Source organism: Lactobacillus kullabergensis (genome assembly GCF_003151025.1).
Taxonomy (GTDB): domain Bacteria; phylum Bacillota; class Bacilli; order Lactobacillales; family Lactobacillaceae; genus Lactobacillus; species Lactobacillus kullabergensis.
Window position 1 is genome coordinate 234,420 of the sequence record NZ_CP029477.1, and the last position, 24,788, is coordinate 259,207.

The following is a 24,788-nucleotide window of genomic DNA, read 5'->3' on the forward strand; positions in this document are numbered from 1 at the left end:
TAATTAAAAAATTTGCTTTACCTCCAGCGTGGTTTTCTTAAAATCAGTAATCAATTCAGAAATAGATTTAAAGGAGTAAAAAATGGTACAAGCAATTAACTTAAAAAAGGGTATGGTCTTTAGTCAAGATGGTAAACTAATTCGTGTTTTAAAGGCTAATCACCATAAACCGGGAAAAGGCAACACTGTTATGCAAATGGATTTGCGTAATGTTGAAAGTGGTGCTGTGGTTCATAAAACTATGCGTCCAACCGAGAAAGTAGATTTAGTAGAAATCACCAAAAAAAATGCGCAGTATCTTTATAATGAAGGTGATATTTATACTTTCATGGATACTGAAACTTATGAACAATATGAGGTTTCAGCAGAACAACTCGGTGATGATAAACTTTACCTGATGCCTAATATTGAGGTTCAATTGGAGTTTGCTAATGACAGCAAGCTGCTTGGTGTAGAATTACCATCAACTGTCACAATGAAAGTAGCTCATACTGAACCGGGCATTAAAGGCGCTACTGTTACCGGTTCCGGCAAACCAGCTACTATGGAAACAGGTTTGGTAGTCCAAGTTCCCGACTTCATTAAGGAAGGTGAAGAACTGGTTATCAATACTGCAGAGGGTGCCTACAAGTCAAGAGCCGAAGGTGGCAAGTAACTTTATTTATTATTAAATGAGTAATTAATTGGCGTAACCGTATAAGTTACGCCTTTTTTGATATAAAATTTAGCCTATGGCATTTCTTATTGTGAACGTAAAGCAACATGGAAAATTAACTTAAAGCTACAATTAACTAGTTTAGTTTTAGACATAATTCAATAGATTTAAAATGTGATTTTGGTATCAAGGTTAAGAAAGTTCGTCATTTTACTTTGACTTAAATTTTTGCACTTTAGGTATGAGTATATAATAAAATTAACGAAACCGTTCATACTTGGAAACTGAATAAAGGGTATAGCTAAAAATGAAACAAAAAGTTAAGGCTAATGAAACAAAAATAAGAATAGCCAGCATGTTAAATGAATTGCTAAAAGAAAAAGACATTGAAAGAGTTTCGGTAGTTGAACTTTGTCAAAAAAGTAATGTCTCTCGTACTACTTTTTATAAATATTTTCAGGATATATACGACATTCACCAATGGTTATGGAAATATTATTTGGCGGACTGCATGAATAATATTTATGTTCAATATGGATGGTATGATGGCCTGTTAAAATTCTTTTCCGTGATGTTAAAGCACAAGGAATTATTTCAAAACAGTGAGAAGGGGATCACACCATTTCCAGAACAAGGTTATGAAAATGTATTAAAAATTATTAAACGGAAATTTTATCAAAAAGGCATTTATTTAACGGCAAAAGAAAAAGTAATTCTAAAGTACTGCATTTATATGCAAGCCTCAGCTACTTCTAAATGGATAAGGGATAAAATGCAAGATGATCCTAAAGAAGTAACTAAAGCTTTAATTTATGCCCTGCCTGATTTTATTCCTCGAAATTAACGCTTATGTTAACAAAATCACGAATCTGTAAATTGATAGATTGGCTAAATAATCTAATCTAGTATGTGAAGACAGTAACATGCTAGATTGGAGGAATTAAAATGGCAAGTTATAAAGATGGCAATTATCATGCAGAAAATCAAGGAATGCATGATTTGGTAAAAGTAGATGCAAAAATCAAAAATAATAAAATCGTTGAATTACAGATTGACGCTAGTAAAGAGACTAAAAATATTGGACAGTTAGCAGCACACAAAATGCAGGCTAAAATTTTAGCGGCACAAAGTGCAGATGTTGATGTAATTAGTGGTGCGAGTGTCACTTCAAATGCAATTAAGAAAGATATACAGGAAATCATAAATGAAGCCAGTGGAAAGCCAGCTCAAAGTAAAAGAATAAAGAAGGCTCCTGACTGGCTCGGAAATGAGCCTGAAATTGATTGTGAAGAAATAAAGAAGGTTATTCATGCTGATATTGTAATAGTTGGTGGTGGCAATGCTGGAACAATGTGCGCCTTTGCTGCCAGTGAAAAGCACAAAAAAGTTGCTGTAATTGAAGCCCAAGCGGAAGATAATGTCTATTATTACGGTATGCATGATATAGCAGCTGTTAATTCTGATTTTCAACTAGAAAATGGTGCGCCTAAGATAAAAAAGAGCGAATTTATTGCTGAGTATCAACGAAGAACTCATAACCGAACCGATCCTATGCTAGTCAAGCAGTTTGTAGATAATAGTGGTGCTATGATAGATTGGCTAATGGATCATACTGCTCCTGAAGTTGTTAACAAAGCTTGTTTGTTAAACGTTACTTCTAAACATGATTATTTACCTCAAGGCAGGGAAATAAATAAGTTTACCAGTTGGACAGGTGCTGTGCAAATTAACTATAATGCTGCTGCCCCCAAATTAATAGCTGATGCTGAAAAGCAAGGAGCAAAATGGTATTGGGAAACTAAGGGGGTTAAACTAATTCATGAATCATATTCAGTTGAAGAACAAGATGAAAAAACTTCTGAAAATGGTGAAGTAAGTTTCTTTAGTAAAAAAGTGCCTCATCAAAAAGTTACGGGAGTTATTGCAAAAGATAAAAATGGTCAATTTATAGAGTTTTTGGCTAATGATGCGGTTGTTCTAACTGGTGGGGATTATGGTGGTAATCCTCAAATGTATGAAGCTTTACAAGACGAGAAAAGAAATGTATATGAAGCTCATGGCTTGGACACAGAAGAATTACACTGTCCAAGTTTTGGTAGAGACGGCAGTGGCATAAAAATGGCTTTATGGGCTGGAGCTACAATGGATCCGGGTCCGCGTTGTGCGGTTGATCCTCAGGTTATTTTAAATTCTGATAAATATGCAACCAATGTTTTACGCTGGGGCTCAAGCTTTTCAGGACAGCCTGCACCTGAAATAGGCGCATCACGGTTTAATCCTTGGGGGTCACCATTTATTTACTTTGATAGCAATGGTAAGAGATTTACTGATGAAACTGTTCTCGGTGTATTTGGAATGAGAGAGCGTGTTGAAAGGTCGAAACCGGGAAGATATTTTGCAATTTGGGATAGTCAGTGGCCAGAATTAATGCGCAGATCAATTCCAGAGCACTTTTCTGTACCAACAGGCGGTGATGAAGAAGTTGATTTGTATCAAGAATTCCAATCATGGCTTGATCGGGGCGCTAAAGGTGCAAAGACCAATCCTGGCGAAACAGTTTCATGCTGGGGTGCTCAAGATTTGGACACTTTGCTTACATATATGCATTTGAATGAAGAACAAAAAGAAAATATTAAAGCAGAAATTGCTAAATATAATCATTTCTGTGAACAAGGTGAGGATACAGACTTCGGTAGGGATCCGAAACTCCTATTGCCGGTTAATAAAGGTCCATTCTTTGGCATGTACTTTGTTGAAGATAAGCCAATGACTGGAATAGTTACCTTAAACGGAGTTAATACAGATTCTGAGCAACGAGTAGTTGACTCTAACTGGAATCCAATCGAAAATTTATACGCTTGTGGTAACAATGCCGGTGAAAGATTCGCAATCGAATATTCTACTCCAATGCAAGGGTTGACCCTTGGCATGGCCATGACCTTAGGTTGGGTACTCGGTTATCAATTAGCGCAGAAGTAAGATTATAGATCCTTTTAGTAGGGACAGTTCCGGCAGCTTTAAAGCGGTCAGTGGAATTAGCCAATATTGCGAATGTGGGTCCGGCCCGTAAACCAGTGAGAGAAACCACGACTCAAGTTGACCTGGAAATTATTAAGATGCTCAAGTATTATGGATCTGAATTCATAGTTAAAGCTAACTGATTAACTTTGATACCATTATTTCATGATTATTCGCTGCGTTAGAAGAGACAGTATCTTATACTAAAAAGCAATGGTAAATTTTGCAGTGACAGTGGCAATAGTGGATTTAGAAACTTTAATATTAAAAAAAGACTGACAAATTTCGTTTGTGAAACGCTGATTTATCAGTCTTTTTTATAACAATCTTAGCTAATGCGTAGAAAGTATTTTTCTAGTCTTGTTTATTCACTTCAGAGACACTGTTGTTAACTTTTTTGGGATTAACTGGCTCTCCAAATGTTTATTTATTTTTTTCTAGAACTGTCATGAATAAATAATTTACGAGTATCAAAGGTAGTCTTATGATAAATTGTATTATATATCTTTCTTTTTGGATGAGCCCAACCCATACCAGGTTTACCATAGTTGGGGATAATAGCTCTTTTTATGGCCCTTGTTGCTCTTCCCTTTGTTCTGGCAGAGATTGACCTTCTTAAACTAGGCTTTCTAAAACCAATTTTAATCATTACCTATTCTTCTCCTTAATCTTCCCATTTACATAAGGTGTAGCCTTGGTTAATAGCCCTTTTTAATGACATTTTGGTTATGTTTCCATGTGCTCTTCGAAGACCACGGCAACTCGGATTAAAATGATATCTTCTTCCCGAATTAGGAGCTATATAGACTTTACGTACATTGCGCTTGGCGGCACCTTTTTGCTTTTTTTGTTTTCTTTTTGCAGCTAACTTTCTTTTGCGAGCAGCTTTTCTTCTTTTAACAGTTACTTTTTCAGTAACTGCTTTTTTTGCATTACTTTTTACTACTTTTGTTGATTTTGCAATAACCGTTTGTTGTGCATCTTGTATACCTGTGTTGCCAGACACAAAATTAGTGAAAAAAGTTATAAAAACCACTACAAAACAAAACCATATTTTTTTATAAATAGCTTTTTTATTCTGCATATTTTACCTCCCAAATAAAATAATTAGTTTCTTAATATAATCATATCGCATATAGAAATAAAAAGTGCAAGCTTTTATATAAATGTATATAATATAAATCATATATATATTAAAGTGAAAACGTATTTGATAACAAAATTTTGATTTTTCATTTAAGTAATACTTGTCTATTAACCAAGGGGAGGAGATTATGAGTATAGGACCTTTATCAGAGTGGGTTACTGCGGCCGCTGAAATTGCTGCTGTATGTGTTGCTTTATTTTTACCTGTTTACGATAAAAAACAGGAAAAACGTAAAAAGACACGTAATATGAAGGCTATTTTTAGATTTTTAATGAGAAAAGCACTGGACGAAAAAGATACGTCAAATTTAGAATCTTACTTTAAAATAAGTTATCTGGTGATTGATAGTAATGACGATAAACAGATTTATTCAATAGTGCAACGTGCAATTGAAATTTTAAATGATAAAGATATTACGCAGGATAAAAAAGAAACAGATATTGAGCAGCTTCTGGAATATCTTAAATAAAAAATACCTGTTTCAACGTAATAAAGGATCAGGAAAAGCCAGTCTTTTAGGTTAACAAAAAGGCATTGAGTATTACTCAGCGCCTTTTTAATATGTTATTTTTATTGTACTTATATTATTGGTTAGCAATTTTTCAAAACTAATTATTGAGTACAGGTAGCTTTGGTCAAGCTAAATATTTAATTTTTGAGGCTTTGATTAAATCTCCTCTAGCTGCAACGTTATAAAACAATTCTGCTTTATTATTATCGGAACTAGTCATCTTTACAGCTTTATATTCTGATTTCATCTGCTTTTTGACCAAGATGTCTCATTACTTTACCTTCCTTACCATAATACTGAATCATTAAAAAACTGATAAGTCCTTGTTTGATAATGTAACCTGAATTTTTATTCAAGTGAAATAAATTTAACAAGATTTATCAGTTTTTAAGTTGAAATTGTTATTGAGTGCTAATATTTAGTTTCCTTAATATCGTCTTCTGGCCGGTGCTCTTGAATCCGAATTAGCTGCCATGTAAAATCACTTTTAGGCACACCATCTAAGTTTATGCTCAATTCGTCATCAGCAAAAGTGAAATCCAGCTCAATCCTATTCTCAATCATTTCGATACGATTAGGATTGTCGGACAGACCCAGAATTTTTAGTGTTTCTGGCAGTGGCTGTTTGATAAAAATATATTTTTGATAAGGCATGTGCCTATTCTGGAGTACGAAACCGTTATTGTCTTCTACATTGCTAATTTTAAGCGCGCAGGGTTCGCTTTCATTAAAAGCATGGCCAAAAAGATGCATCCAGTTGTTGATTTGCTTAAGCATTTCTTCAGTTTCCGAAGACAACTTACCATTATCTGTGACCGGAATATTAATTATCGTATTTTGCCCATCTTTACGATTGGCTACAAGCTTTGCAATTGGATCCGCTGGGACTAAATCACAACTTTCTTGGATAGTTTCTGCATCGACCAAAGCAATAGTATATTTTGCACAAGCTTTTTCAAAGTCAGTTTGATGAGCGTCAACGCTGACAGCCCGGGCTCCAATATTGCGAGCAGTTTTAACTAAAAAATCAGCGTCTACATCTTTTGCGCTTTTTAGTTTAAAATTTAATACGATGGCAAAATCAGGATTCATTGATTTCTCTCCTTCAGTAAATATTATTAATAAGTTTAACCCAAAAGGTGGTAAAGATGAAAATTATTATTTCACCGGCAATGAAAATGACAGTTGATAATGACTCTTTTTCTGCAAGGACGCACCCACAATTTTTAGCTCAAGCTCAAGAATTAGCCGCTTTTCTAAAAAAATGCAGTTTTAACGAATTACAAAAAATTTGGCAATCTAGTGAGCGTACAACTAAAGAAGGTCAAAGACAAATTCAAACTCTAAACTTGAGTCAAAAAGCTGGCTTAACTCCTGCGATTATTTCCTATTCTGGCATTCAGTATCAATATATGGCTCCCGACCTGTTCACTAAACCCGCCTTGTCTTATTTGCAAGAGAATGTCCGTATATTATCAGGTCTGTACGGTGTTTTACGACCTTTTGATGGTGTATGGCCATACAGATTGGAAATGAAAAACAAGGTAAAGGGGTTTAAACAGCCCAATTTATACCGATTTTGGGGCACGACAATCGCTGATAACCTTTTTGATGAAGATCAGATACTCATTAATTTGGCTTCTAAAGAATATTCGCGCAATGTTACTCCATACGTTAAGAATGGCAGGCAGATGATTACTGTTGATTTTCAAGAAAGGAAAAATGGTCAGTGGAAAACAGTTGGGGTGCATGCCAAGATGGCTCGCGGAGAAATGGTGCGCTATATTGCTGAAAACCAATTAACTGAACCTGAGCAACTACAGGACTTTCATGATTTTGGTTTTGTGTTTGAGCAGAAAGTTAGTACTGATGACACTTATGTTTTCAGGACAAAGTTCGATTTTAAAAGGCGCTAAAAAATTAGTAACAAAATTTAAGATATAGAAATGTGAGGCTATTATGGAAATTGTTTTTGTTCGTCACGGGCAGACAGATTTAAATAAAACCGGTCGTATTCAAGGTTCCGTTTTTGATCATGATTTAGATGAATCTGGACGCGCAAGTGCTGAAAGAGCTGCTGCGAATTTCGATCCTGCGGGATTTGATGTGGTTTTTTCAAGTCCTTTAAAGAGATCTTTGACAACCGCTGAAATTTTTACTAAAGGACAAAAAGAAATAAAAATTGATCAAAGGCTAACGGAAATTAATTTTGGCGAATGGGACGGTCATTTTCTTTCAGAGCTGGGGCAAAAATATCCTGATGCCATTGATCCGTGGGGCAAGGCTGCAGCTGACTATATTAAATATGCTCCAAGTGGCGAATCTTTTGCAGCATTGGATCAAAGGTGTGGCAGTTTTTTAGATGATATGAAAAAGAATTATTTGACTAAAAAAGTGCTTGTATTTTGCCATGGTACTTTAATTAGAATGATGTTTGCCCACTATTTTACGCATGGTGACATGAAGTATTTTGAAACCATGGATAATTGTGCTTTAGCAAAAGTTTCTTATCTTAATGGTATTCCCCGGGTAAATTATTATAACCGTATTTTAACTTTTGAATAGCGTACTAAGCCTCATTGAGAGGCTTTTTTTATAAAAAATTATGCGAGCATTATAATTGACCACTAAAAATAAATGAACTATTATTTTTATAAAGTGACACTGTGTCACTTACGACAAAAGGAGATGATTTGGAAAATGGCTAAGTCAACTTTTATTAACTTGCCTGCTGGTAAAAAGAAAAAAATTGAAAGTGCGTTGTTAAAAGAATTCAGCAGCTATCCTTTGGCAAAAGCACAAGTAGCGCGAATAGTGAAAGAAACAGGCATCGCACGCGGGGCTTTTTACAAATATTTTATTGATTTAGAAGATGCATACCATTATATGTATGAATTAGCTCTAAAAAGTATTCATTTACCCATAAAAATAAAAGCGCAGTTTGATGCACAACAATATTATGTTAATGTTGTGCATTTTATTGAAGAAATGCAGACAAGTACATATGCGGGATTAATAAAAATGCATATCTTGTATAACGAAAGTTCACCTGGTCATCCTGTTTCACCAAAAATACTAGCTGGATTAGATCCGCAGAATTGGAGTGCAATGGTGCTCAGTCATGCCACCATTCGCTTGGTATTAACAAACCCAGCTCAAAAAAAGGCAATTATGACTCGTTTTAAAGCGAGCTTGGAACTGTTAAACAAAGGAAAGAACTAATGTTTTTAGCAATTAAAGAAATAAAAAGAGAGAAACTACGTTATGGGTTAATAATCTTAATGATTTTTTTGATTAGTTATCTGATATTTATCTTATCAGCACTGGCAACTGGCTTGGCCAGTGAAAATACGCAGGCACTTGAATCTTGGGATGCTCAAAAAGTAGTCTTAAATAAAAATGCTAACGTAAGCATGAGTCAGTCATTTCTAACAAAAACTGATTTAAAAAAAGCAACACTATCTAAAGATGAAGCATTGCTAGGTCAAATTCCAGTAGTAGTTAAGAAAGCAGGACGTCCCCAAATTTCAGCACAATTTATTGGAGTTAAAAAGAAGCAGTTTATTTATCATGATGAGGAACTTATTGCGGGTAGAAAAGCAAAAAAGAATTATGAGGTGGCTGTTGACCAGGCGTTTGAAACCAAAGGGTACAAATTGAGCGACAAGCTTGCACTTAACGGCTCAAGCAGAAAGTACAAGATTGTGGGTTTTGTTAAAAATGCGAAAATTAATATTGCTCCAATTATTTACGGGACATTGGAGTCTTGGAAAAAATTGAGGCAAGGGATGCCAACTTTAGAGGCTTCAGCTCTAATTTCTCGTAATCATAACTACAAGTATAATTATAAAGATAGCAAAACGTATCCCATTGACCAATTTATTAAAAAACTTCCAGGATATACAGCGCAAAATATGACTTTTGAATTGATGATTGGATTTTTATACATTATTTCGTTAATTATAATCGCAGTTTTCCTATACATTTTAACAATGCAAAAAATGCATAACTATGCGGTCATGCGTGCTCAGGGGATTCCCAGCAGCACTTTAGTAAAAGCAACCGTTAGCCAGGCAATTATATTGGTCCTTGCTGGATTAGTCATTGGCTTGGCAGCAATGTTTGTGACAGTTAAGGTTTTACCGGCCGCAGTTCCCATCAGCTTCACGCCAAGAATCATTCTGACCGGTACAGTAGGTTTGCTGTTAACGGCAATTATTGGCAGCTTAATTCCAATCAGATCAATTTTAAAGGTAGATCCGGCACAGGCAATAGGTGAATAATATGGCAATTATCGAATTAAAAAATGTTCAAAAAGTTTATGGCACTGGAGCTGCACAAGTCGTTGCTCTAAAAAATATCAATTTTAAAGCCAATCTAGGTGAAGTGGTTTTAATTATGGGCCCTTCAGGAGCAGGTAAAAGCACCTTTTTAACAATAGCTGGTTCTTTGCAAAAACCAACTACAGGAGAGGTTATTGTCAATGGTCAGAATATTGCACGTATTTCTGCAAAAGCTAGTGATCATTTACGACTAATGCAGCTGGGTTTTGTTTTGCAGGCTTATAATTTAGTTCCTTTTTTAAAAATTAGAGAGCAGTTTGAACTAGTTAATAAGGTAAAGAAAAGAGGCAATATTAGTCAAGAAAAATTGCAGGAACTATTAAAACAGCTTGGTATCAATTCTTTACTTGATAAATATCCGAGTGAATTATCAGGCGGTCAGCAGCAACGGGCAGCAATTGCACGTGCTCTTTACGCCAATCCTCAAATTTTGCTGGCTGATGAGCCTACTGCTTCACTTGACAGTGAAAATGTGGCAGAAGTAGGGCAATTGTTTAAAAACCTGGCGAAAAATTATAATAAGTCAGTTTTGTTGGTAACGCATGATCCAAGATTAAAGCAATATGCAGATCATATTTATGAGATGATGGATGGCAATATAAAGCAAGAAATTTAGTTATTAAATTTAATAAATAAAAATAACAATATAAAAAATAACCATGAAAATCATTTTGATTAAAAGCTAGAAATCAACTAATCTTTTTTTGTTGTTAGTAATTTTATTATTTGCAATAATTTTAGTTTAACATTAATAGTGTTATTAATTGAAAGCATTTTTTAGCTGGTTAAATTTTACAGAAAAAACCTTAATTCTTTTGTGTTAGAAAAAAGTACTTTGCCCTTGACAAAGTACTTTTAAATTTACTATTCTTATTAGTGAAAGATAATGTTATTTTTTGAGGTAAAATAACTATTGTGATTAAAAAATAGAATTATTAATGTGTTTTTTAACTGCTTGAGTAAATTACTAAGAAATAATGATTTCTTTGCTAAAATAACAAAAAAGTTTTTTTGAGTATATGTTTTAATTTGGTATAATTTTTATTTTATTTATTAGCGATACGAGTATAATATATTATTAAGTAAAGCTATTCATGTAGAGGTACAGTAATGAATGATATCCCTGAAGATAAATCGATTGAGTTATCAACCGATTATCAAAACCATAGTATTAATATGACATTTTCAGACAATCTAACAGATGATTCTGAACGAGGCTATATTCTTTCCGCTGCTTTCTTCTCCTATTGTGCTGCACAAGGTCTAAGCAAAGAAGAAGTAAGTGATATGGTTTCAACTTATTATGATGAGTTTTTAAATAATGAGGAATAAATAATTGACTCATTTCAATTAGTTGTCTAAATGAAGTTTCGATAGTAGTAATACTGTCTCTGTAAAACTGGTTTATAAAATAGTACGTTTAAAGTTAATCAAGGAAAACCAAAATGGCTAGAAAAAAAGAAATAGGAAGAAATAAGATTTTAAGTATTGCCTACAAAATGGTTGTTAAAGATGGTATTGAGAGTTTGACTGCTCGCAATATTGCCAAAGCTGGTCATTTTTCCACTCAACCTTTGTATCTTGAGTTTAATAGTATGGAAGACTTACGCAAAGAAGTTTTGCGTAAAATTGCCGACAACTTAAAGAATAATATTTTGCAAAAAAATTATACTGGTAAGCCATTGATTGATATGGACTTATCATACATTGATTTTGCCAGGGAACAAGAAAATCTTTTTAGAGCGATGTTTGTTGACGGTAAATTTGGCAGTAAAATTATCGCCGATACATTAATTGATTTTGGTATTGAAAAATTTAGGGAGCAGTATCCGGATAGTAATTATTCCGAAGATAAAATTAGAAGTGTTGTCATTGCTAACTGGATTACTACCAGTGGCATTGCTTCATTATTAGTTAATAAAATTGCAACATTTTCGCAAACACAAATTATAAATGTTTTAACGGCACAGATTAACGACGCAATCTTAAATGACTGGCTAAGCAAGACAAATAATGTTTCATTATTTGATACTAATGAAGGCAAGAACAAAAAATAAACCTTAATGCATTATTAGTAAAGGATTTATTGGTTCGAAGCGGGTATTAAATTATTAAAACCATCTGAAAGCAGAAACATGCTAAAAAGGTACGGATATGCTATAATTAGTACAGAAATTAGTTTCCTGAAAGGTGGTTTTTATGAAAATCCTTGCATTATCTGGCTCAAATGCCAATAATTCATTTAATGAGGCATTGCTTAAATTTATTTCTAAGCATTTTGCCGACAAGTATGATTTTAAGTTTGCAACTGTTAAAGGGTTGCCAATGTTCAAAGAGGGTGAAGATGCTCCTGAAGCAATCCAAACCTTGAGTAAACAAATTGAAGACGCTGATTTGGTTTTAATCGGCTCTCCTGAGCAACAACACTCTGTTACTAGTGCCTTGAGTAGTGCACTTGAGTGGTTATCCTGTGTAACTCACCCATTTAAGGGCAAGCCTGTTGCTATTGTTTCAACTTCACCAATGCCACAAGGTGGTTCTCGTTCACAAAGTCGTTTGAAGAGTTTGTTGACTGCACCAGGCTTTGGCGCTAAGGTCTTTAACGGTGATGAATTCATGATGGGTGTTGCACCAACACAGTTTGATGATAATGGTGACTTGAAAGATGAGTCAACCGTTAAATTCTTAGGTCAATTTTTCGATGAAGTTGATAGTTGGTACGCACAAGTAACTAAGTAGGAGGGCCGAGAATGAAAATATTAGCAATTGTTGGTACAAATGCATCTTTTTCATATAATCGTTTTTTAGCACAATTTATTGCTAAGCGTTATAGTGATAAAGCAGATATTGAAGTAAAAGAAGTTGATAAATTGACTCCTTTCTGCAGAACAGAAATGGCTGATGACTCTATTAAGGCCTGGATTGAAGACATTAAGAGTGCTGATGGCATAGTAATCACTACCCCTGAATATGATCATACTATTCCTGCTGCTTTAAAGAGCAGTCTTGAATGGTTAGGCTCACATGCAGGTCCTAATGTTATGAAGATGAAGCCAGTTGCTGTTGCCGGTGCATCTTATGGTTCACAAGGTACTGGTCGTGCTCAAGAAGATATGCGTGAAATTTTGCTTTCACCTGATATGAGTGCAAATGTTTTGCCAGGAAACGAAGTTTTGATTGGTCAAGCTCCAGATAAGTTTAACAAAGAAACTGGTGAGTTGACTGATGAAGCAACTATTAAGCAGTTAGATGGCATGATGGATAACTTCTTCAAGTTTGTTGAGCAAGCACATAAATAAACTTTTGCCAGTTTAACTGGCAGAGAGTAAAATAACCGGATAGGAGCATCCTATCCGGTTATTTTTGATGTGAAAGGAAGTTGGCATGACTGAACCTGTCGTTTTACCTGTAAAATCTGTGCGAAATCCCCGTGACTTGGGTGGCTATATTGGCTTTGGTGGCCACAAAATTAAAAGTCATCGCTTATTGCGTACAGGCAACATTAGTAAAATAATTCTAAAAGATGAAAAATTTTTGCTTGATTATGGCCTGACTAAAATTATCGATTTACGTTCCCCGGCTGAGTGCAAGGCTAATCCCGACCAAAATATACCAGGTGTTGATCATTATGAATTTCCATTGTCAGTCGATGATAATACTGGTGGCAATGGTCTGGATATGAGTATAGAATTTGAGCAATATCGCCATAATCAATATGCTGGTTTCTATACGATGTGTCAGAGATATCATGATCATGTCAGCAATAAATTTGCTCAGAATAGTATTCACCAAATTGTCAGTTTAATTGCTAAAACGACTCACGGCTCAGTTTTATACCATTGTTCGGAAGGTAAAGACAGAACAGGATTAGTAACTGTAATATTGCTTTACATTTTAGGAGTAGATTTAGAGACGATTCGACAGGATTATCTTTATTCGAATTTGATGCTCAACGATTACCGCAAGGTTCGTGATGAACAATTTAAAAGAGCCGGAGAAAATGATAAGTTTCGTGCTAACATGCGTATTTTAGGTTCAGTAGCAAATGCGTATATTGATACGAGCTTGATTACAATCAATGAAAACTATGGCGATATTGATTCTTATATTGATAAACAATTAGGAATTGATGAACAGATGCAGGAAAAAATAAGAGAAAACTATTTGGAGAAGTAGGGATAAAATCAATGATAAAAAATTTAGCTTTAGAACAACAAGTGGGACAACATCATGCTTTAGGCACATCAATAACTTTACAAATCTTTGGAGCACTGGATAAAAGCGTCATTAATGATTCTTTTACTTTGATTGATCATTATGAAGATCTGTTAACAGTTAATCGTGATGAATCTGAAGTTATGGATGTAAACCATGCGGCTGGTAAACATCCCGTGCAAGTTTCCAGTGGTACCTATGATTTGATCAAATTGGCAGTAGAAGAGAGCCGAAAAAATTTTGGCTTTAATGCTTTAATTGGTCCAGTCGTTAAACTATGGGCGATTGGTTTTAAAGATGCCCATGTTCCAACTGATGATCAGATTAAAGAAAGGATGAAACTGATTGACCCGTTTAGCGTTGACTTAAATGATGTTGATCAAACCGTCTTTTTGAAAAAGTCAGGAATGGAATTAGATCTTGGCGGTATTGCTAAAGGTTGGATTGCTGATCGCATTAAGGATTACTGGATGGCTTATGGCGTTCATGCTGGAATTATTAATCTTGGCGGCAATATTTTACTTGTTGGTGATTCTCCTAAACGGACTAGTGGTCAGTGGTCAGTGGGAGTGCAGGATCCTAAAGAGCCTCGTGGCAATAATATAGCTTCGGTAATGGTGCCACAATGTTCAGCCGTTACCAGTGGTACTTATGAACGGTACCTGGAAGTTGATGGGCATAAATATCACCATTTAATTGACCCTCGGACTGGCTATCCGGTTGAAACAAATTTAGCTGGAGTCACTACCTTTACTAAGTATTCAGTTGAAGCAGAAATTGAATGCAAGAGGCTGTTTTTTGCAGGTAAGCCGGTAGCTGGTTGGCATGATAATCCTGATCGCATCGGAGCTGTTTTTGTTTATAATGATGAGCACGTTGAGTATGACAATTTTCAAAAATAATAAATTAAAAAGTGCCTCGGAAGGCACTTTTTTGTTACAGTAAGTTTTTGTCTTAAAAGGGAAATGAAAAAGGCGTCATTTTTATTTTTTTAAAATAAAAACGGAGTTCTAATTTTAATTATTTTAAGCAGCTGTTCGACTAATGCTAAAAATGCTGTTAAACAGACCATTGGATAAACCTGGCGTATTGTAAATAATGAAACGGATAAATGATGAATCAAGAGTTTGCTGGATAAACCACGGATTTTGTAAAGCATTTAGCATAGACAAAATAATATAAACAAAAAAATAACTGGCAAAAAAAGACGCAACAGCACCTAATACGCTATCTAGTAAATTGCCAAAATTAGTTGCATGAGGATTTTTATTTGGCACCCATCCTTTAAAAATCTTAACCACCATTTTGCCGATAAAGACAATAATGAAAAAAGCTAAAAAACGGAAAAGCATCAGATTGGTTCCGGGAGTTAATGTGGTTTGAATATTTTGTCCCGTGATCTGACTATAAAGCCAATTGCCGACTGGATTTTGAAAAAGTATTGCTGCAATGAAGACAATGGCAGAAAATACCAAATTGATTATTAGTCTGGTAAAGCCTGTTTGAAATCCTTTATAAGTTTTTAGTGCCAAATAAGCCAGAACAATTAAAGTAACAATCATATTAATCTCCTTTGACGATATTATAGCTTAATTTATGCGTTTAGACTTTGACGATAGTCAAAAAATATTCCATAATTAAAGGGATGCATTGACTTTACAATAAGCCATTTTTAGCGTTAAATTTAAAGGGTGTGAAACAAGGTTTCACGGGTGAAAAATGAATCCTGAACAGTTTGTCCAAGAATTATCAAAACGTAATTTTAAATTAAATGAAAATCAAATCAACCAATTTAACCAATACTTTACCAGTCTGATTGAGACTAATAAAAAAGTTAATCTAACACGAATAACAGAAAAAGATGATGTTTACTTAAAACATTTTTTTGACAGTATTACTCCTCTTTTTACGTTTGGCGAAATATTTACGAAATCTCGGACTTTGTGTGATGTTGGTGCAGGAGCAGGCTTTCCTTCAATTCCTTTAAAAATTATGGTGCCTGAATTACGAGTAACAATAGTTGATTCTCTTGGCAAAAGACTGAACTTTTTGCAGGAATTAGTCACTCAGCTGGACTTGAAGAATGTTGCTTTAGTTCATGGACGCGCAGAAGATGTTGGACAAAATAAGCAGTATCGTGAGCAGTTTGATATTGTAACTGCCCGTGCTGTTGCCAATATGGCTGTGTTGAGTGAATATTGTTTGCCACTAGTTAAGAAAAATGGCAATTTTATTGCTCTCAAAGGACCAAAAGCTGAAGATGAATTAAATTCCAGTCAAAAAGCCTTAAAAACTTTAGGTGGCAAGACAATTGCTGTAAAAGAATTGCAATTGCCTCATAGCAGTGAAGACCGCACGCTGATTTTGGTGAAAAAAGTGCAGGCCACACCTAAAAAGTACCCGCGGCAGGCGGGCACACCACACCGTAAACCAATTCAATAAACAGGGGGACTCAAAATGTCATTATTTTCTTCTTTGCGTCATCATGAAGAAATACCTAAAAATAAACAAGTTCAGGATATTGAACTAAGTAAAATTAAACCTAATTCATATCAGCCACGGCATGAGTTTTCTGAAGAATCAATTCGTGAATTAGCAACGACTTTAGATAAAGATGGCTTGCTGCAGCCTATTATTGTGCGTGAAAAGGGCGATGAATATGAAATTGTTGCTGGTGAACGCAGATTGCGGGCCGCAAAGCATCTAGCTTGGGAAAAAATTCCGGCTATCGTAAACAATATGGATGATAGTCAAGCTGCTTCATTAGCTTTAATAGAAAACCTGCAAAGAGAAGATTTAAATCCCATTGATGAAGCACAAGCCTATAATAACCTCATGAAGTTAAATAATTTAACTCAAACAACTTTGGCTCAAAATATTGGCAAGTCGCAATCTTATGTAGCGAACAAGTTGCGCCTTTTAAAGTTAACGCCTAAGGTGCAGAGCTATTTAGCCAGTGGAGAAATTTCTCCTCGTCATGGACGCTGTCTAGTCGGACTTAGTGAAAAAGATCAAAGCCGCGTTCTCGATGAAATTTTGGCTCATAACCTTAATGTGAGCGACACCGAAAAAATAGTTAAAAATGTAGAACAATATTTTGCCGGTAAAAATGCTAAGGATAAAGAAAAAGAGCAGGCTGAAAGAACAAGACGAGCAGCCAATCGAATTCCCAAAGATTTAAAAGTACAGATTAATACGATTAAAAAGGCAATAAAGCTTGCACAGCAGTCAGGTATTAAGGTTAAGTTTAAGGAAAATAACGATCCTGATGATTATATGATTACTATAGAATTAAAAAGAAAGTAGGAAGGCATGGAAAATATGGTGAGTGTAATTTCGGTTGCTAACCAAAAAGGTGGCGTTGGCAAGACGACCACAACTATTAATTTAGCGGCTTCGATTGCGGAACGCGGATATCAAGTCTTAATTGTGGACATTGATCCGCAAGGTAATGCAACCTCTGGCTTGGGAATAGAAAAATCCGAGATTGATCAAGATATTTATAGTGTTTTGATTAATGATGTTCCGCTTAAAGATACGATTTTCCATACCTCAACTAATCGCTTGGATTTAGTTCCGGCAACTATTAATTTATCAGGTGCTGAAACAGAATTGATTAGTATGATGGCACGTGAAACTCGCTTAAAATCTGCTTTAGATTCAATTAGTGGCAATTATGATTTTATCTTTATTGATTGTCCACCTTCTTTAGGGCAATTGTCGATAAATGCATTTACAGCATCGGATTCAATTTTAATTCCGGTTCAAAGTGAGTATTATGCAATGGAAGGTCTGAGTCAGTTGCTTAATACGATTCGTTTAGTACAAAAACACTTTAACAAAGACCTTGGAGTTGAGGGAGTTTTACTGACAATGCTGGATGCCCGGACTAATCTGGGCGCTGAAGTTGTTAAAGAAGTACGTTCCTATTTTTCTGATAAAGTTTATAAAACTATTATCCCGAGAATTACCAAATTGGCGGAGGCACCTAGTTATGGGGAAGCAATTACTGAGTATGCGCCAAATTCTCGTGGTGCCGAAGTTTATGATGATTTAGCTAAGGAGGTGTTGAAAAATCATGGCAAGAAACTCAAGAAGTAAAGATACAAAAAAACATGGTGGCCTGGGTCGCGGAATTGAAGCCTTATTTGAAGATGAGCCACAGATTGAAGACAATGAGGAAGAAATTCAGGATTTAAACTTAGGCGATATCAGACCTAATCCATATCAGCCACGCAAAAATTTTGATGATAAGTCTCTTAAAGAGCTGGCTGATTCAATTAAAGAAAACGGAGTTTTTCAACCGATAATCGTCCGTCAGTCAGTTAAGGGCTATGAAATTATCGCTGGTGAACGTCGCTTTCGTGCCTCAAAACTAGCCAAAAAGACTACAATACCTGCCATTGTGCGTGACTTTAGTGAAAGCCAAATGATGGAAGTTGCGGTTCTGGAAAACTTGCAGCGTGAGGATTTAACACCGCTTGAAGAAGCCCAGGCATATGAAATGCTGCAAAAAAACTTAGGCTTAACTCAAGAAGAAGTTTCAAAAAGAATGGGCAAATCCCGTCCTTATATTGCAAATTACTTGCGTTTGCTTACTTTACCAAGCAAAACAAAGCATTTGCTTCAGCATGGTGATCTTTCAATGGGGCAGGCCAGAACGCTTTTAGGTTTAAAAAACAAAGACAAGATTGATGAAGTAGCAAAACAAGTGGTTAAAGAAGGAATGCCAGTGCGCAAAGTTGAGGCACTGGTTGCCAATCTTAATGCTAAAAAGCCACGCAAAAAGACAGTGCAGAAGTCACCTTTTATCCGCGCTACTGAACATCAGCTGGCTAATAGATTGGGTTCAACTGTCAATATTTCTGAAAGTAAAAAAGGCAGTGGTCATTTATCTATTGGCTTTTCTTCAACTGCTGAATTAAACAGAATACTTGATGTACTAGGAGTCGATCTTGATGAATAAAGAAATTTCCTATGGTTTAGCGGACACGGTACTGATGAAAAAGCCTCACGCCTGTAAAACTAATGACTGGGAAATTCTACGCTTAGGAGCAGATATCAGGTTAAAATGCATGGGCTGCGGCCACATCGTAATGATGCCGCGTTCAAAATTTACACATAACTTTAAAAAAGTTTTAACTAAGGCGAATGATCCGGTCAACACCAAAAATGAGCTTTATGTGCCTAAAAATGAAATAGCACAACCACACTTTAATCAAGATAATAACTAATTTTGTTTTAGAAAGAGGATAAAAAATGTCACTAACTGCTGGGATTGTTGGGCTGCCTAATGTTGGTAAGTCGACCTTGTTTAACGCAATTACTAAAGCGGGGGCGGAAATGGCCAACTATCCGTTTGCTACGATTGAACCGAATGTTGGTATGGTTGAAGTTCCAGACAAGAGACTTGCTAGAATTCAGGAATTGATTCCTGCTAAAAAAATAGTTCATACTACTTTTGAATTTACTGATATTGCCGGCTTAGTTAAGGGAGCTTCAAAAGGAGAAGGTTTGGGTAATAAATTTCTGGAAAATATTCGCCAAACTGATGCCGTTATTCATGTTGTCCGTGCTTTTGAAGATGACAATATCACTTCAGTTACTGGCAAAGTAGATCCGGAAGAAGATATCAATACTATTAATCTGGAATTAGCAATTGCTGACTTAGATGCCGTTAATCGTCGGATTAGCAAGGTGAAAAAGATTGCCCAGCAAAATGACAAGGAAGCTAAAGCTGAATATAATGTTTTGCAAAAGATTAAACCGGTTTTGGAAGAGGGTAGCGCCGTTCGCTCAATCAAGTTCAATGAAGATGAACAAAAAATTGTTAAGGGCTTGTTCTTGCTAACTGATAAACCAGTTATTTATGTTGCTAATATTGCTGAAAATTCAATGGCCGATCCCGAAAAAGATCAATATTATCAAATTGTTAAAAAGCACGCTGAAAGTGAAAATGCTGAATGTCTAGGAATTTCTGCAGCTACTGAAGAAGAGATTGCTGGTTTGGATGATGATGAAAAAGCCGAATTTTTAGAAGCTGAAGGGGTAACTGAGTCGGGTCTTGACCGTTTAATCCGGGCAGCCTACCATATTTTGGGACTAAGAACTTTCTTTACAGCTGGTGGTCCTGAGACTCGTGCCTGGACTTTCCATAAGGGGATGAAAGCACCACAAGTGGCTGGAGTTATTCACTCTGATTTTGAACGCGGATTTATTCGCGCGGAAGTAGTTTCATACACGGATTTAGACAAATATGAAACCATGCAGAAAGTTAAAGAAGCTGGTAGGTTGCGTCTTGAAGGGAAAGATTATGAAGTTCAAGATGGCGACATTATTGAATTTAGATTTAACGTTTAGGAAATAATAATGGCAGAAAAGAAAACTGAAGCACAAGCTAAAATAGATACTAACAAGCAGGAAAAACTAAAGGAAAAAGTAATCAATCAAAATATAGATGATGAGGTCAAACAAATGCAGCCTGCCGAGTTGCGTAAACAACTTAGCAATAAAAATTCTGACTATGTTTTTCGCTTGCAAAAAGAACTTGAAACACAAGGCAAGATGAGTCATGAAGAGGCTCAAAAAAGAGTAGATGCGCTCTTGAATGATTTAATAATTGCACAGCGTCATGGTCAACCTGCCAGTACATATTACGGCATGTCACCTAAATTAAAAGCTGCTGACATGTTAAAACCCAAAAAGAAGAAAGCTTCAGATATTCCGTTTTGGCAATATGCCACGGATAATGCACTGTTTTATGTAGCTTTGCTATTTGGTCTTTTTGGCTTAATTGGTTTATTCCAAAAGAACAACAAATATAATTCAGAGATGGGTGCCTTAACTTTGTTGATTGTTGGTGCTGCACTGGGCGTTTTTATGACGAAGTATAATGAATGGGTCTTACCTAATGGCAGTAAAAATCGCAAGATCCCCTGGTCAAAATTAATTTGGGGTTTTATTTCAATGATGGCATTGCTCTTTATCTGCTTTGGCGTTTTATCTCTGAGAGCATTACAAATTATAAATCCTGTTTTGCCTGGAATATATAATTTAATAATTGCTGCAGTGGTATATGGTATTCGCTGGCTTTTCCGTCGTCATTATCAAATTATCGGCTCTGCTTTTTCACCAGCTGATAGGAGCAAATAGGTGCTTTTTGTCAAGAAAAGAGCTATACTTAGATAACTATATGTTTTAAAGGATAAATAGATTTATCATGAATCTATTTATCCTTTTTAAACTGAATACACGTTTAAAAATAACGCATTAATAAATTAGAAAGAGGTATTTAATGATTAACACGCTGAGTAAGTCAATCAGGCAGTATAAAAAACTGTCTTTGCTGTCACCACTCTTTGTCACTGGTGAAGTTATCATTGAAATGTTAATACCATATTTGGTTGGTATTTTAATTGATAATGGCATTATGAAAGGGAACATGCCCTACATTACTAAAAGCGGTATTGTTTTATTGGTGTTTACGGTTCTTTCACTTGTTTTAGGTGCTGGTGCCAGTTATGCCTCTGCTCATGCTGCAGCTGGGTTTGCAGCCAATTTGCGTAAAGACATGTTTTATCATGTGCAAGATTATTCTTTTGAAAATATTGACAATTTTTCTAGTGCCAGTTTGGTGACGAGAATGACGACTGACGTTAATAACGTTCAGATGTCTTATCAAATATTAATTAGAATTGCTGTCAGAGCGCCAATGATGTTATTGGTGTCAATAATCATGTCTGTTATTGTCAGTCCCCAATTATCACTGGTATTTGTAGTGATTGCACCAGTTTTTGTCATTCTGCTCGGTATCATTATTAAAAGTGCCAGCAAGTATTTTCCTAAGATTTTTAGGGGCTATGACCGCATGAACCAAGTAGTGCGGGAAAACATTCGCGGCATTCGTGAAGTTAAAACCTATGTTCAAGAAGAAGCACAAACAGTTAAATTTAAAAAATCTGCCGGCTTTATCTACAGACTATTTGCAACTGCACAAAAAATCATGTCGCTGAACTCACTTGTTGTTATGGCAGTGTTAAATATTTCTAACTTGGCTATTTGCTGGTTTGGAGCCAAAGAAATTGTTGGTGGCAGTTTACAAACCGGTCAGCTTATCTCAATGTTTTCATATTCAAACTCTGTCTTAGGCAGTTTGAATATGTTGGCAATGATCTTTACACAGCTGGTTGTCTCTGCTGCTAGTGGTCACAGAATTGCTGACGTTATCAATGAAAAGCCATCAATTGAAAATCCACGCAAACCTTTAAAGCATGTAAACAATGGTGAAGTAATTTTTGATCACGTTAATTTTAAATATGATCCAGATGATAAGAACCTGGCTTTAAACAATATCAATCTAACCATTAAACCGGGTGAGACAATTGGTATTATTGGGAAAACCGGGTCATCTAAATCAACCTTAGTATCCATGATTCCACGGCTTTATGATACAGACTCAGGAGCCGTTCGGGTATCTGGACACAATGTAAAATCATATGATTTAAAAACACTGCGCGACAACGTGGCAATGGTTTTGCAAAATAATGTTCTGTTTTCAGGAACCATTAAGGAGAACCTGAAATGGGGTAACGAAAATGCCATTGATGAAGAAATTGTTGCTGCTGCCAAAATTGCTCATGCAGATGATTTTATTCGTGAAATGCCTGACCAATATGAAACTATGGTTGAACAAGGGGGGACTAACGTTTCCGGTGGCCAAAAGCAAAGAATTACAATTGCACGGGCATTGCTGAAGAGGCCTAAGATTTTAATTTTGGATGATTCTACTTCAGCGGTTGATACACAAACTGAGCGTCAAATCCGCGAAGCACTGGTAGAAAATATGCCAGATACCACTAAAATAATTATTTCGCAGAGAATCGTATCCATTAAGGATGCAGACAGAATAATTGTCATGGATGATGGTAAAATTCAAGATATTGGTACACATGAAGAGTTAATGAAACGCAATGATCTGTACAGCTCAATTGCCAAGTTTCAAGAAGAACAAAAGAAGTAGGTGATTAATTTGAATAAAGCAGTGGAAAAACAAAATAGCCAAATCTCTGGTAAACGTTCTGCAATACTGTGGCGTCTGCTTAAATTAGTTGCTAGTACCAGTCCTTGGATGCTTATCAGTTCTACAGTTGCCATAATTCTCACGGCTGCTGCGAATGTTTTAGGATCCTTGTTTATCGAGCGCTTGATAAATACTTACATTATTCCGCTAACTAAAGAGGCCAGACCAGACTTCGGTCCACTTTTGCACGCAATTGCAGTAATGTTTGGCTGTTACGCTATTGGATTCATTTCTAATTATCTTTTTGCAATGTTAATGGCAGTTTTAGCTCAAAAAGTCCAATTCAGAGTGCGGATGGAAATGTTTGAGCACATGGAAAAATTGCCAATTTCTTATTTCGATGAGAATGATTATGGCGACATCATGAGCTGTTATACAAACGACATTGATACGTTGCAACAAATGATTTCACAATCGATTCCACAGTTTATGAACTCAACTTTAAACCTTATTTTCGTTTTAGGTGCGATGTTGGTTTTAAGCTGGCAGCTAACTATTTTTACTTTAATAGTCTTTGCTCTTTCTATTATCGTTGTACGCTTTTTAACGATACGTTCAGCTCATTACTTTAAGCTGCAGCAAAAAGAATTAGGACAAGTTAACGGTTATAATGAAGAAATGCTTAATGGCCTTAAGGTAATTAAAGTCTTTAGCCATGAGCCTGAAGTTGAGCAAGATTTTAATGCTTATAACGATTCATTGCAGGTAGCATCTGGCAAGGCTCATACTTATGCCACGATTTTATTCCCAATTATGGGTAACTTGGGCAACTTGCTTTATGTGTTAATTGCAGTTTTAGGTGGTGCGGTGGCCATCAATCATATTGCACCTCTTTCATTAGGTGTTATTGGTGCCTTTCTGCAGTTATCAAAACAGTTTGCAATGCCGATAGCTCAGATTTCGCAACAGTTAAATTCTATCGTAATGGCATTAGCCGGTGCGGAAAGAATTTTTAAATTAGAAGATCAGATAGTTGAAGTTGATGATGGTGATGTAACCATCACTAAAGACGAAGATGTAAAGGGTGCATGGCACTGGAATGTACCGCAAAAAGATGGGTCAGTGAAGAAAGTTACTGTCAATGGTCATATTGTTTTTGATCATGTTAACTTTGGTTATTCGCCAAATAAACAAATTTTGTATGATATTTCGATTGATGCCAAACCTGGTATGAAAGTAGCGCTGGTTGGTGAAACTGGAGCGGGCAAAACCACTATTTCTAATATGATTAATCGTTTCTACGAAATTAATTCTGGTACTATAACTTATGACGGTATTCCGATTAATAGAATTAAAAAAGATGATTTAAGGCGGTCGTTATCAATAGTATTGCAGGACACACACATGTTTACCGGTACAGTTATGGATAATATCCGTTTTGGTAATGCTGAAGCAAGTGATGATGATGTGTACCAGGCAGCGCACTTATCGCATGCCGATGAATTCATTCATCACTTGGACGAAGGCTATAAAACTATTATCGATGGTAATGGCGGAGATCTGTCTCAGGGTCAAATGCAACTCCTCAGTATTGCGCGGGCGATGATTGCGGATGAGCCAGTCATGATTTTAGATGAGGCAACTTCCAGCATTGATACGCAAACAGAAAAGCTTGTCCAGTCTGGTATGGATAATCTGCTTGCAGGACGTACTAGCTTTGTCATAGCGCACCGCTTATCTACAATTGTTAACTCGGACTTGATTTTAGTACTTGATCATGGTCATATTATTGAAGCCGGTAACCATGATCAGCTTCTAAAGCAAAAGGGTTACTACTACGAGTTATATACTGGTAAAAAAGAAATACAGTAATTTTTGAT

Annotated in this window: 28 protein-coding genes; 24 read left to right on the top strand and 4 right to left on the bottom strand. The window is 35.8% G+C overall.

Features of this window, described 5'->3' with window-relative positions; translation table 11 throughout:
* Positions 1-82 precede the first annotated feature (82 nt).
* From efp to DKL58_RS01125, 3 genes are all read left to right on the top strand, one after another.
* Positions 83-655: an elongation factor P gene (gene efp / locus DKL58_RS01115; protein WP_034978986.1), complete on the top strand. Its 573-nt coding sequence runs from the start codon at positions 83-85 to the stop codon at positions 653-655.
* Between the two features lie 307 nt (positions 656-962).
* Complete coding sequence (locus DKL58_RS01120) at positions 963-1,499, top strand: TetR/AcrR family transcriptional regulator (protein ID WP_109585788.1); 537 nt, start codon at positions 963-965, stop codon at positions 1,497-1,499.
* A gap of 101 nt (positions 1,500-1,600) precedes the next feature.
* Positions 1,601-3,634, top strand: a complete 2,034-nt coding sequence (locus tag DKL58_RS01125; RefSeq protein WP_109585789.1) for an FAD-binding protein — start codon at positions 1,601-1,603, stop codon at positions 3,632-3,634.
* Between the two features lie 466 nt (positions 3,635-4,100).
* On the opposite strand, the gene DKL58_RS01130 is transcribed toward DKL58_RS01125, so the two are convergent.
* Complete coding sequence (locus DKL58_RS01130) at positions 4,101-4,322, bottom strand: hypothetical protein (RefSeq protein WP_222711235.1); 222 nt, start codon at positions 4,320-4,322, stop codon at positions 4,101-4,103.
* A 15-nt stretch (positions 4,323-4,337) separates the two neighbouring features.
* Positions 4,338-4,757: a hypothetical protein gene (locus DKL58_RS01135; protein ID WP_109585790.1), complete on the bottom strand. Its 420-nt coding sequence runs from the start codon at positions 4,755-4,757 to the stop codon at positions 4,338-4,340.
* A gap of 190 nt (positions 4,758-4,947) precedes the next feature.
* Here DKL58_RS01135 and DKL58_RS01140 point away from each other — a divergent pair, with 190 nt between their 5' ends.
* Complete coding sequence (locus DKL58_RS01140; RefSeq protein ID WP_109585791.1) at positions 4,948-5,289, top strand: hypothetical protein; 342 nt, start codon at positions 4,948-4,950, stop codon at positions 5,287-5,289.
* A 453-nt stretch (positions 5,290-5,742) separates the two neighbouring features.
* On the opposite strand, the gene DKL58_RS01145 is transcribed toward DKL58_RS01140, so the two are convergent.
* A complete protein-coding gene (locus DKL58_RS01145) occupies positions 5,743-6,423 on the bottom strand; it encodes a hypothetical protein (protein ID WP_109585792.1) in 681 nt (226 codons plus the stop codon).
* Between the two features lie 56 nt (positions 6,424-6,479).
* Here DKL58_RS01145 and yaaA point away from each other — a divergent pair, with 56 nt between their 5' ends.
* From yaaA to DKL58_RS01200, 11 genes are all read left to right on the top strand, one after another.
* On the top strand, positions 6,480-7,247 hold the full coding sequence (gene yaaA / locus DKL58_RS01150) for a peroxide stress protein YaaA (RefSeq protein WP_109585793.1): 768 nt from the start codon (positions 6,480-6,482) through the stop codon (positions 7,245-7,247).
* Positions 7,248-7,290: 43 nt separating this feature from the next.
* Positions 7,291-7,896 carry a histidine phosphatase family protein gene (locus DKL58_RS01155; protein ID WP_109585794.1) on the top strand — a complete coding sequence of 202 codons (606 nt, stop codon included), beginning with the start codon at positions 7,291-7,293 and terminating at the stop codon, positions 7,894-7,896.
* 135 nt (positions 7,897-8,031) lie between these two features.
* Positions 8,032-8,553: a TetR/AcrR family transcriptional regulator gene (locus DKL58_RS01160; RefSeq protein WP_109585795.1), complete on the top strand. Its 522-nt coding sequence runs from the start codon at positions 8,032-8,034 to the stop codon at positions 8,551-8,553.
* Complete coding sequence (locus DKL58_RS01165; protein WP_109585796.1) at positions 8,553-9,614, top strand: ABC transporter permease; 1,062 nt, start codon at positions 8,553-8,555, stop codon at positions 9,612-9,614. Before DKL58_RS01160 ends, DKL58_RS01165 begins: the two co-directional genes overlap by 1 nt.
* 1 nt (position 9,615) lies before the next feature.
* Positions 9,616-10,290, top strand: a complete 675-nt coding sequence (locus DKL58_RS01170; RefSeq protein ID WP_109585797.1) for an ABC transporter ATP-binding protein — start codon at positions 9,616-9,618, stop codon at positions 10,288-10,290.
* Positions 10,291-10,784: 494 nt separating this feature from the next.
* Positions 10,785-11,006: a hypothetical protein gene (locus DKL58_RS01175; protein ID WP_046331549.1), complete on the top strand. Its 222-nt coding sequence runs from the start codon at positions 10,785-10,787 to the stop codon at positions 11,004-11,006.
* Between the two features lie 113 nt (positions 11,007-11,119).
* Complete coding sequence (locus DKL58_RS01180; protein ID WP_109585798.1) at positions 11,120-11,731, top strand: TetR/AcrR family transcriptional regulator; 612 nt, start codon at positions 11,120-11,122, stop codon at positions 11,729-11,731.
* Between the two features lie 142 nt (positions 11,732-11,873).
* Positions 11,874-12,413, top strand: a complete 540-nt coding sequence (locus tag DKL58_RS01185; protein ID WP_045927471.1) for an NADPH-dependent FMN reductase — start codon at positions 11,874-11,876, stop codon at positions 12,411-12,413.
* 11 nt (positions 12,414-12,424) lie between these two features.
* Positions 12,425-12,973, top strand: coding sequence for an NADPH-dependent FMN reductase (locus tag DKL58_RS01190; RefSeq protein ID WP_045927472.1), 549 nt, complete (start codon positions 12,425-12,427; stop codon positions 12,971-12,973).
* 85 nt (positions 12,974-13,058) lie between these two features.
* On the top strand, positions 13,059-13,850 hold the full coding sequence (locus tag DKL58_RS01195; protein WP_109585799.1) for a tyrosine-protein phosphatase: 792 nt from the start codon (positions 13,059-13,061) through the stop codon (positions 13,848-13,850).
* Between the two features lie 11 nt (positions 13,851-13,861).
* A complete protein-coding gene (locus DKL58_RS01200; protein WP_109585800.1) occupies positions 13,862-14,791 on the top strand; it encodes an FAD:protein FMN transferase in 930 nt (309 codons plus the stop codon).
* A 123-nt stretch (positions 14,792-14,914) separates the two neighbouring features.
* On the opposite strand, the gene DKL58_RS01205 is transcribed toward DKL58_RS01200, so the two are convergent.
* On the bottom strand, positions 14,915-15,451 hold the full coding sequence (locus DKL58_RS01205) for a CvpA family protein (protein ID WP_109585801.1): 537 nt from the start codon (positions 15,449-15,451) through the stop codon (positions 14,915-14,917).
* 157 nt (positions 15,452-15,608) lie between these two features.
* Between DKL58_RS01205 and rsmG the strand changes: the two genes are divergently transcribed.
* From rsmG to DKL58_RS01250, 9 genes are all read left to right on the top strand, one after another.
* On the top strand, positions 15,609-16,331 hold the full coding sequence (gene rsmG, locus DKL58_RS01210) for a 16S rRNA (guanine(527)-N(7))-methyltransferase RsmG (RefSeq protein WP_109585802.1): 723 nt from the start codon (positions 15,609-15,611) through the stop codon (positions 16,329-16,331).
* A 15-nt stretch (positions 16,332-16,346) separates the two neighbouring features.
* The gene (gene noc / locus DKL58_RS01215; RefSeq protein ID WP_109585803.1) at positions 16,347-17,195 is read left to right on the top strand and encodes a nucleoid occlusion protein; all 849 of its coding nucleotides are present in this window, start codon (positions 16,347-16,349) and stop codon (positions 17,193-17,195) included.
* Between the two features lie 15 nt (positions 17,196-17,210).
* The gene (locus DKL58_RS01220) at positions 17,211-17,990 is read left to right on the top strand and encodes a ParA family protein (RefSeq protein ID WP_034979054.1); all 780 of its coding nucleotides are present in this window, start codon (positions 17,211-17,213) and stop codon (positions 17,988-17,990) included.
* Positions 17,968-18,855: a ParB/RepB/Spo0J family partition protein gene (locus DKL58_RS01225; protein ID WP_109585804.1), complete on the top strand. Its 888-nt coding sequence runs from the start codon at positions 17,968-17,970 to the stop codon at positions 18,853-18,855. Before DKL58_RS01220 ends, DKL58_RS01225 begins: the two co-directional genes overlap by 23 nt.
* Positions 18,848-19,123 (top strand): DUF951 domain-containing protein, encoded by a 276-nt coding sequence (locus tag DKL58_RS01230; protein WP_109585805.1) that lies wholly within the window; start codon positions 18,848-18,850, stop codon positions 19,121-19,123. The genes DKL58_RS01225 and DKL58_RS01230 overlap by 8 nt, the downstream gene beginning before the upstream one ends.
* A gap of 25 nt (positions 19,124-19,148) precedes the next feature.
* Positions 19,149-20,249, top strand: coding sequence for a redox-regulated ATPase YchF (gene ychF, locus DKL58_RS01235; RefSeq protein WP_109585806.1), 1,101 nt, complete (start codon positions 19,149-19,151; stop codon positions 20,247-20,249).
* A gap of 9 nt (positions 20,250-20,258) precedes the next feature.
* A complete protein-coding gene (locus DKL58_RS01240) occupies positions 20,259-21,041 on the top strand; it encodes a DUF1129 family protein (protein WP_045927481.1) in 783 nt (260 codons plus the stop codon).
* 142 nt (positions 21,042-21,183) lie between these two features.
* Entirely contained in the window at positions 21,184-22,908 is a 1,725-nt protein-coding gene (locus DKL58_RS01245; protein WP_109585807.1) for an ABC transporter ATP-binding protein, read from the top strand.
* Positions 22,909-24,780: an ABC transporter ATP-binding protein gene (locus DKL58_RS01250; RefSeq protein WP_109585808.1), complete on the top strand. Its 1,872-nt coding sequence runs from the start codon at positions 22,909-22,911 to the stop codon at positions 24,778-24,780.
* The last annotated feature ends 8 nt before the right edge of the window (positions 24,781-24,788 follow it).

Coding starts and splice junctions, on each gene's coding strand:
- efp (WP_034978986.1), top strand. CDS start 83: ATGGTACAAGCAATTAACTTAAAAAAGGGTATGGTCTTTAGTCAAGAT.
- DKL58_RS01120 (WP_109585788.1), top strand. CDS start 963: ATGAAACAAAAAGTTAAGGCTAATGAAACAAAAATAAGAATAGCCAGC.
- DKL58_RS01125 (WP_109585789.1), top strand. CDS start 1,601: ATGGCAAGTTATAAAGATGGCAATTATCATGCAGAAAATCAAGGAATG.
- DKL58_RS01130 (WP_222711235.1), bottom strand. CDS start 4,322: ATGATTAAAATTGGTTTTAGAAAGCCTAGTTTAAGAAGGTCAATCTCT.
- DKL58_RS01135 (WP_109585790.1), bottom strand. CDS start 4,757: ATGCAGAATAAAAAAGCTATTTATAAAAAAATATGGTTTTGTTTTGTA.
- DKL58_RS01140 (WP_109585791.1), top strand. CDS start 4,948: ATGAGTATAGGACCTTTATCAGAGTGGGTTACTGCGGCCGCTGAAATT.
- DKL58_RS01145 (WP_109585792.1), bottom strand. CDS start 6,423: ATGAATCCTGATTTTGCCATCGTATTAAATTTTAAACTAAAAAGCGCA.
- yaaA (WP_109585793.1), top strand. CDS start 6,480: ATGAAAATTATTATTTCACCGGCAATGAAAATGACAGTTGATAATGAC.
- DKL58_RS01155 (WP_109585794.1), top strand. CDS start 7,291: ATGGAAATTGTTTTTGTTCGTCACGGGCAGACAGATTTAAATAAAACC.
- DKL58_RS01160 (WP_109585795.1), top strand. CDS start 8,032: ATGGCTAAGTCAACTTTTATTAACTTGCCTGCTGGTAAAAAGAAAAAA.
- DKL58_RS01165 (WP_109585796.1), top strand. CDS start 8,553: ATGTTTTTAGCAATTAAAGAAATAAAAAGAGAGAAACTACGTTATGGG.
- DKL58_RS01170 (WP_109585797.1), top strand. CDS start 9,616: ATGGCAATTATCGAATTAAAAAATGTTCAAAAAGTTTATGGCACTGGA.
- DKL58_RS01175 (WP_046331549.1), top strand. CDS start 10,785: ATGAATGATATCCCTGAAGATAAATCGATTGAGTTATCAACCGATTAT.
- DKL58_RS01180 (WP_109585798.1), top strand. CDS start 11,120: ATGGCTAGAAAAAAAGAAATAGGAAGAAATAAGATTTTAAGTATTGCC.
- DKL58_RS01185 (WP_045927471.1), top strand. CDS start 11,874: ATGAAAATCCTTGCATTATCTGGCTCAAATGCCAATAATTCATTTAAT.
- DKL58_RS01190 (WP_045927472.1), top strand. CDS start 12,425: ATGAAAATATTAGCAATTGTTGGTACAAATGCATCTTTTTCATATAAT.
- DKL58_RS01195 (WP_109585799.1), top strand. CDS start 13,059: ATGACTGAACCTGTCGTTTTACCTGTAAAATCTGTGCGAAATCCCCGT.
- DKL58_RS01200 (WP_109585800.1), top strand. CDS start 13,862: ATGATAAAAAATTTAGCTTTAGAACAACAAGTGGGACAACATCATGCT.
- DKL58_RS01205 (WP_109585801.1), bottom strand. CDS start 15,451: ATGATTGTTACTTTAATTGTTCTGGCTTATTTGGCACTAAAAACTTAT.
- rsmG (WP_109585802.1), top strand. CDS start 15,609: ATGAATCCTGAACAGTTTGTCCAAGAATTATCAAAACGTAATTTTAAA.
- noc (WP_109585803.1), top strand. CDS start 16,347: ATGTCATTATTTTCTTCTTTGCGTCATCATGAAGAAATACCTAAAAAT.
- DKL58_RS01220 (WP_034979054.1), top strand. CDS start 17,211: ATGGTGAGTGTAATTTCGGTTGCTAACCAAAAAGGTGGCGTTGGCAAG.
- DKL58_RS01225 (WP_109585804.1), top strand. CDS start 17,968: ATGGCAAGAAACTCAAGAAGTAAAGATACAAAAAAACATGGTGGCCTG.
- DKL58_RS01230 (WP_109585805.1), top strand. CDS start 18,848: ATGAATAAAGAAATTTCCTATGGTTTAGCGGACACGGTACTGATGAAA.
- ychF (WP_109585806.1), top strand. CDS start 19,149: ATGTCACTAACTGCTGGGATTGTTGGGCTGCCTAATGTTGGTAAGTCG.
- DKL58_RS01240 (WP_045927481.1), top strand. CDS start 20,259: ATGGCAGAAAAGAAAACTGAAGCACAAGCTAAAATAGATACTAACAAG.
- DKL58_RS01245 (WP_109585807.1), top strand. CDS start 21,184: ATGATTAACACGCTGAGTAAGTCAATCAGGCAGTATAAAAAACTGTCT.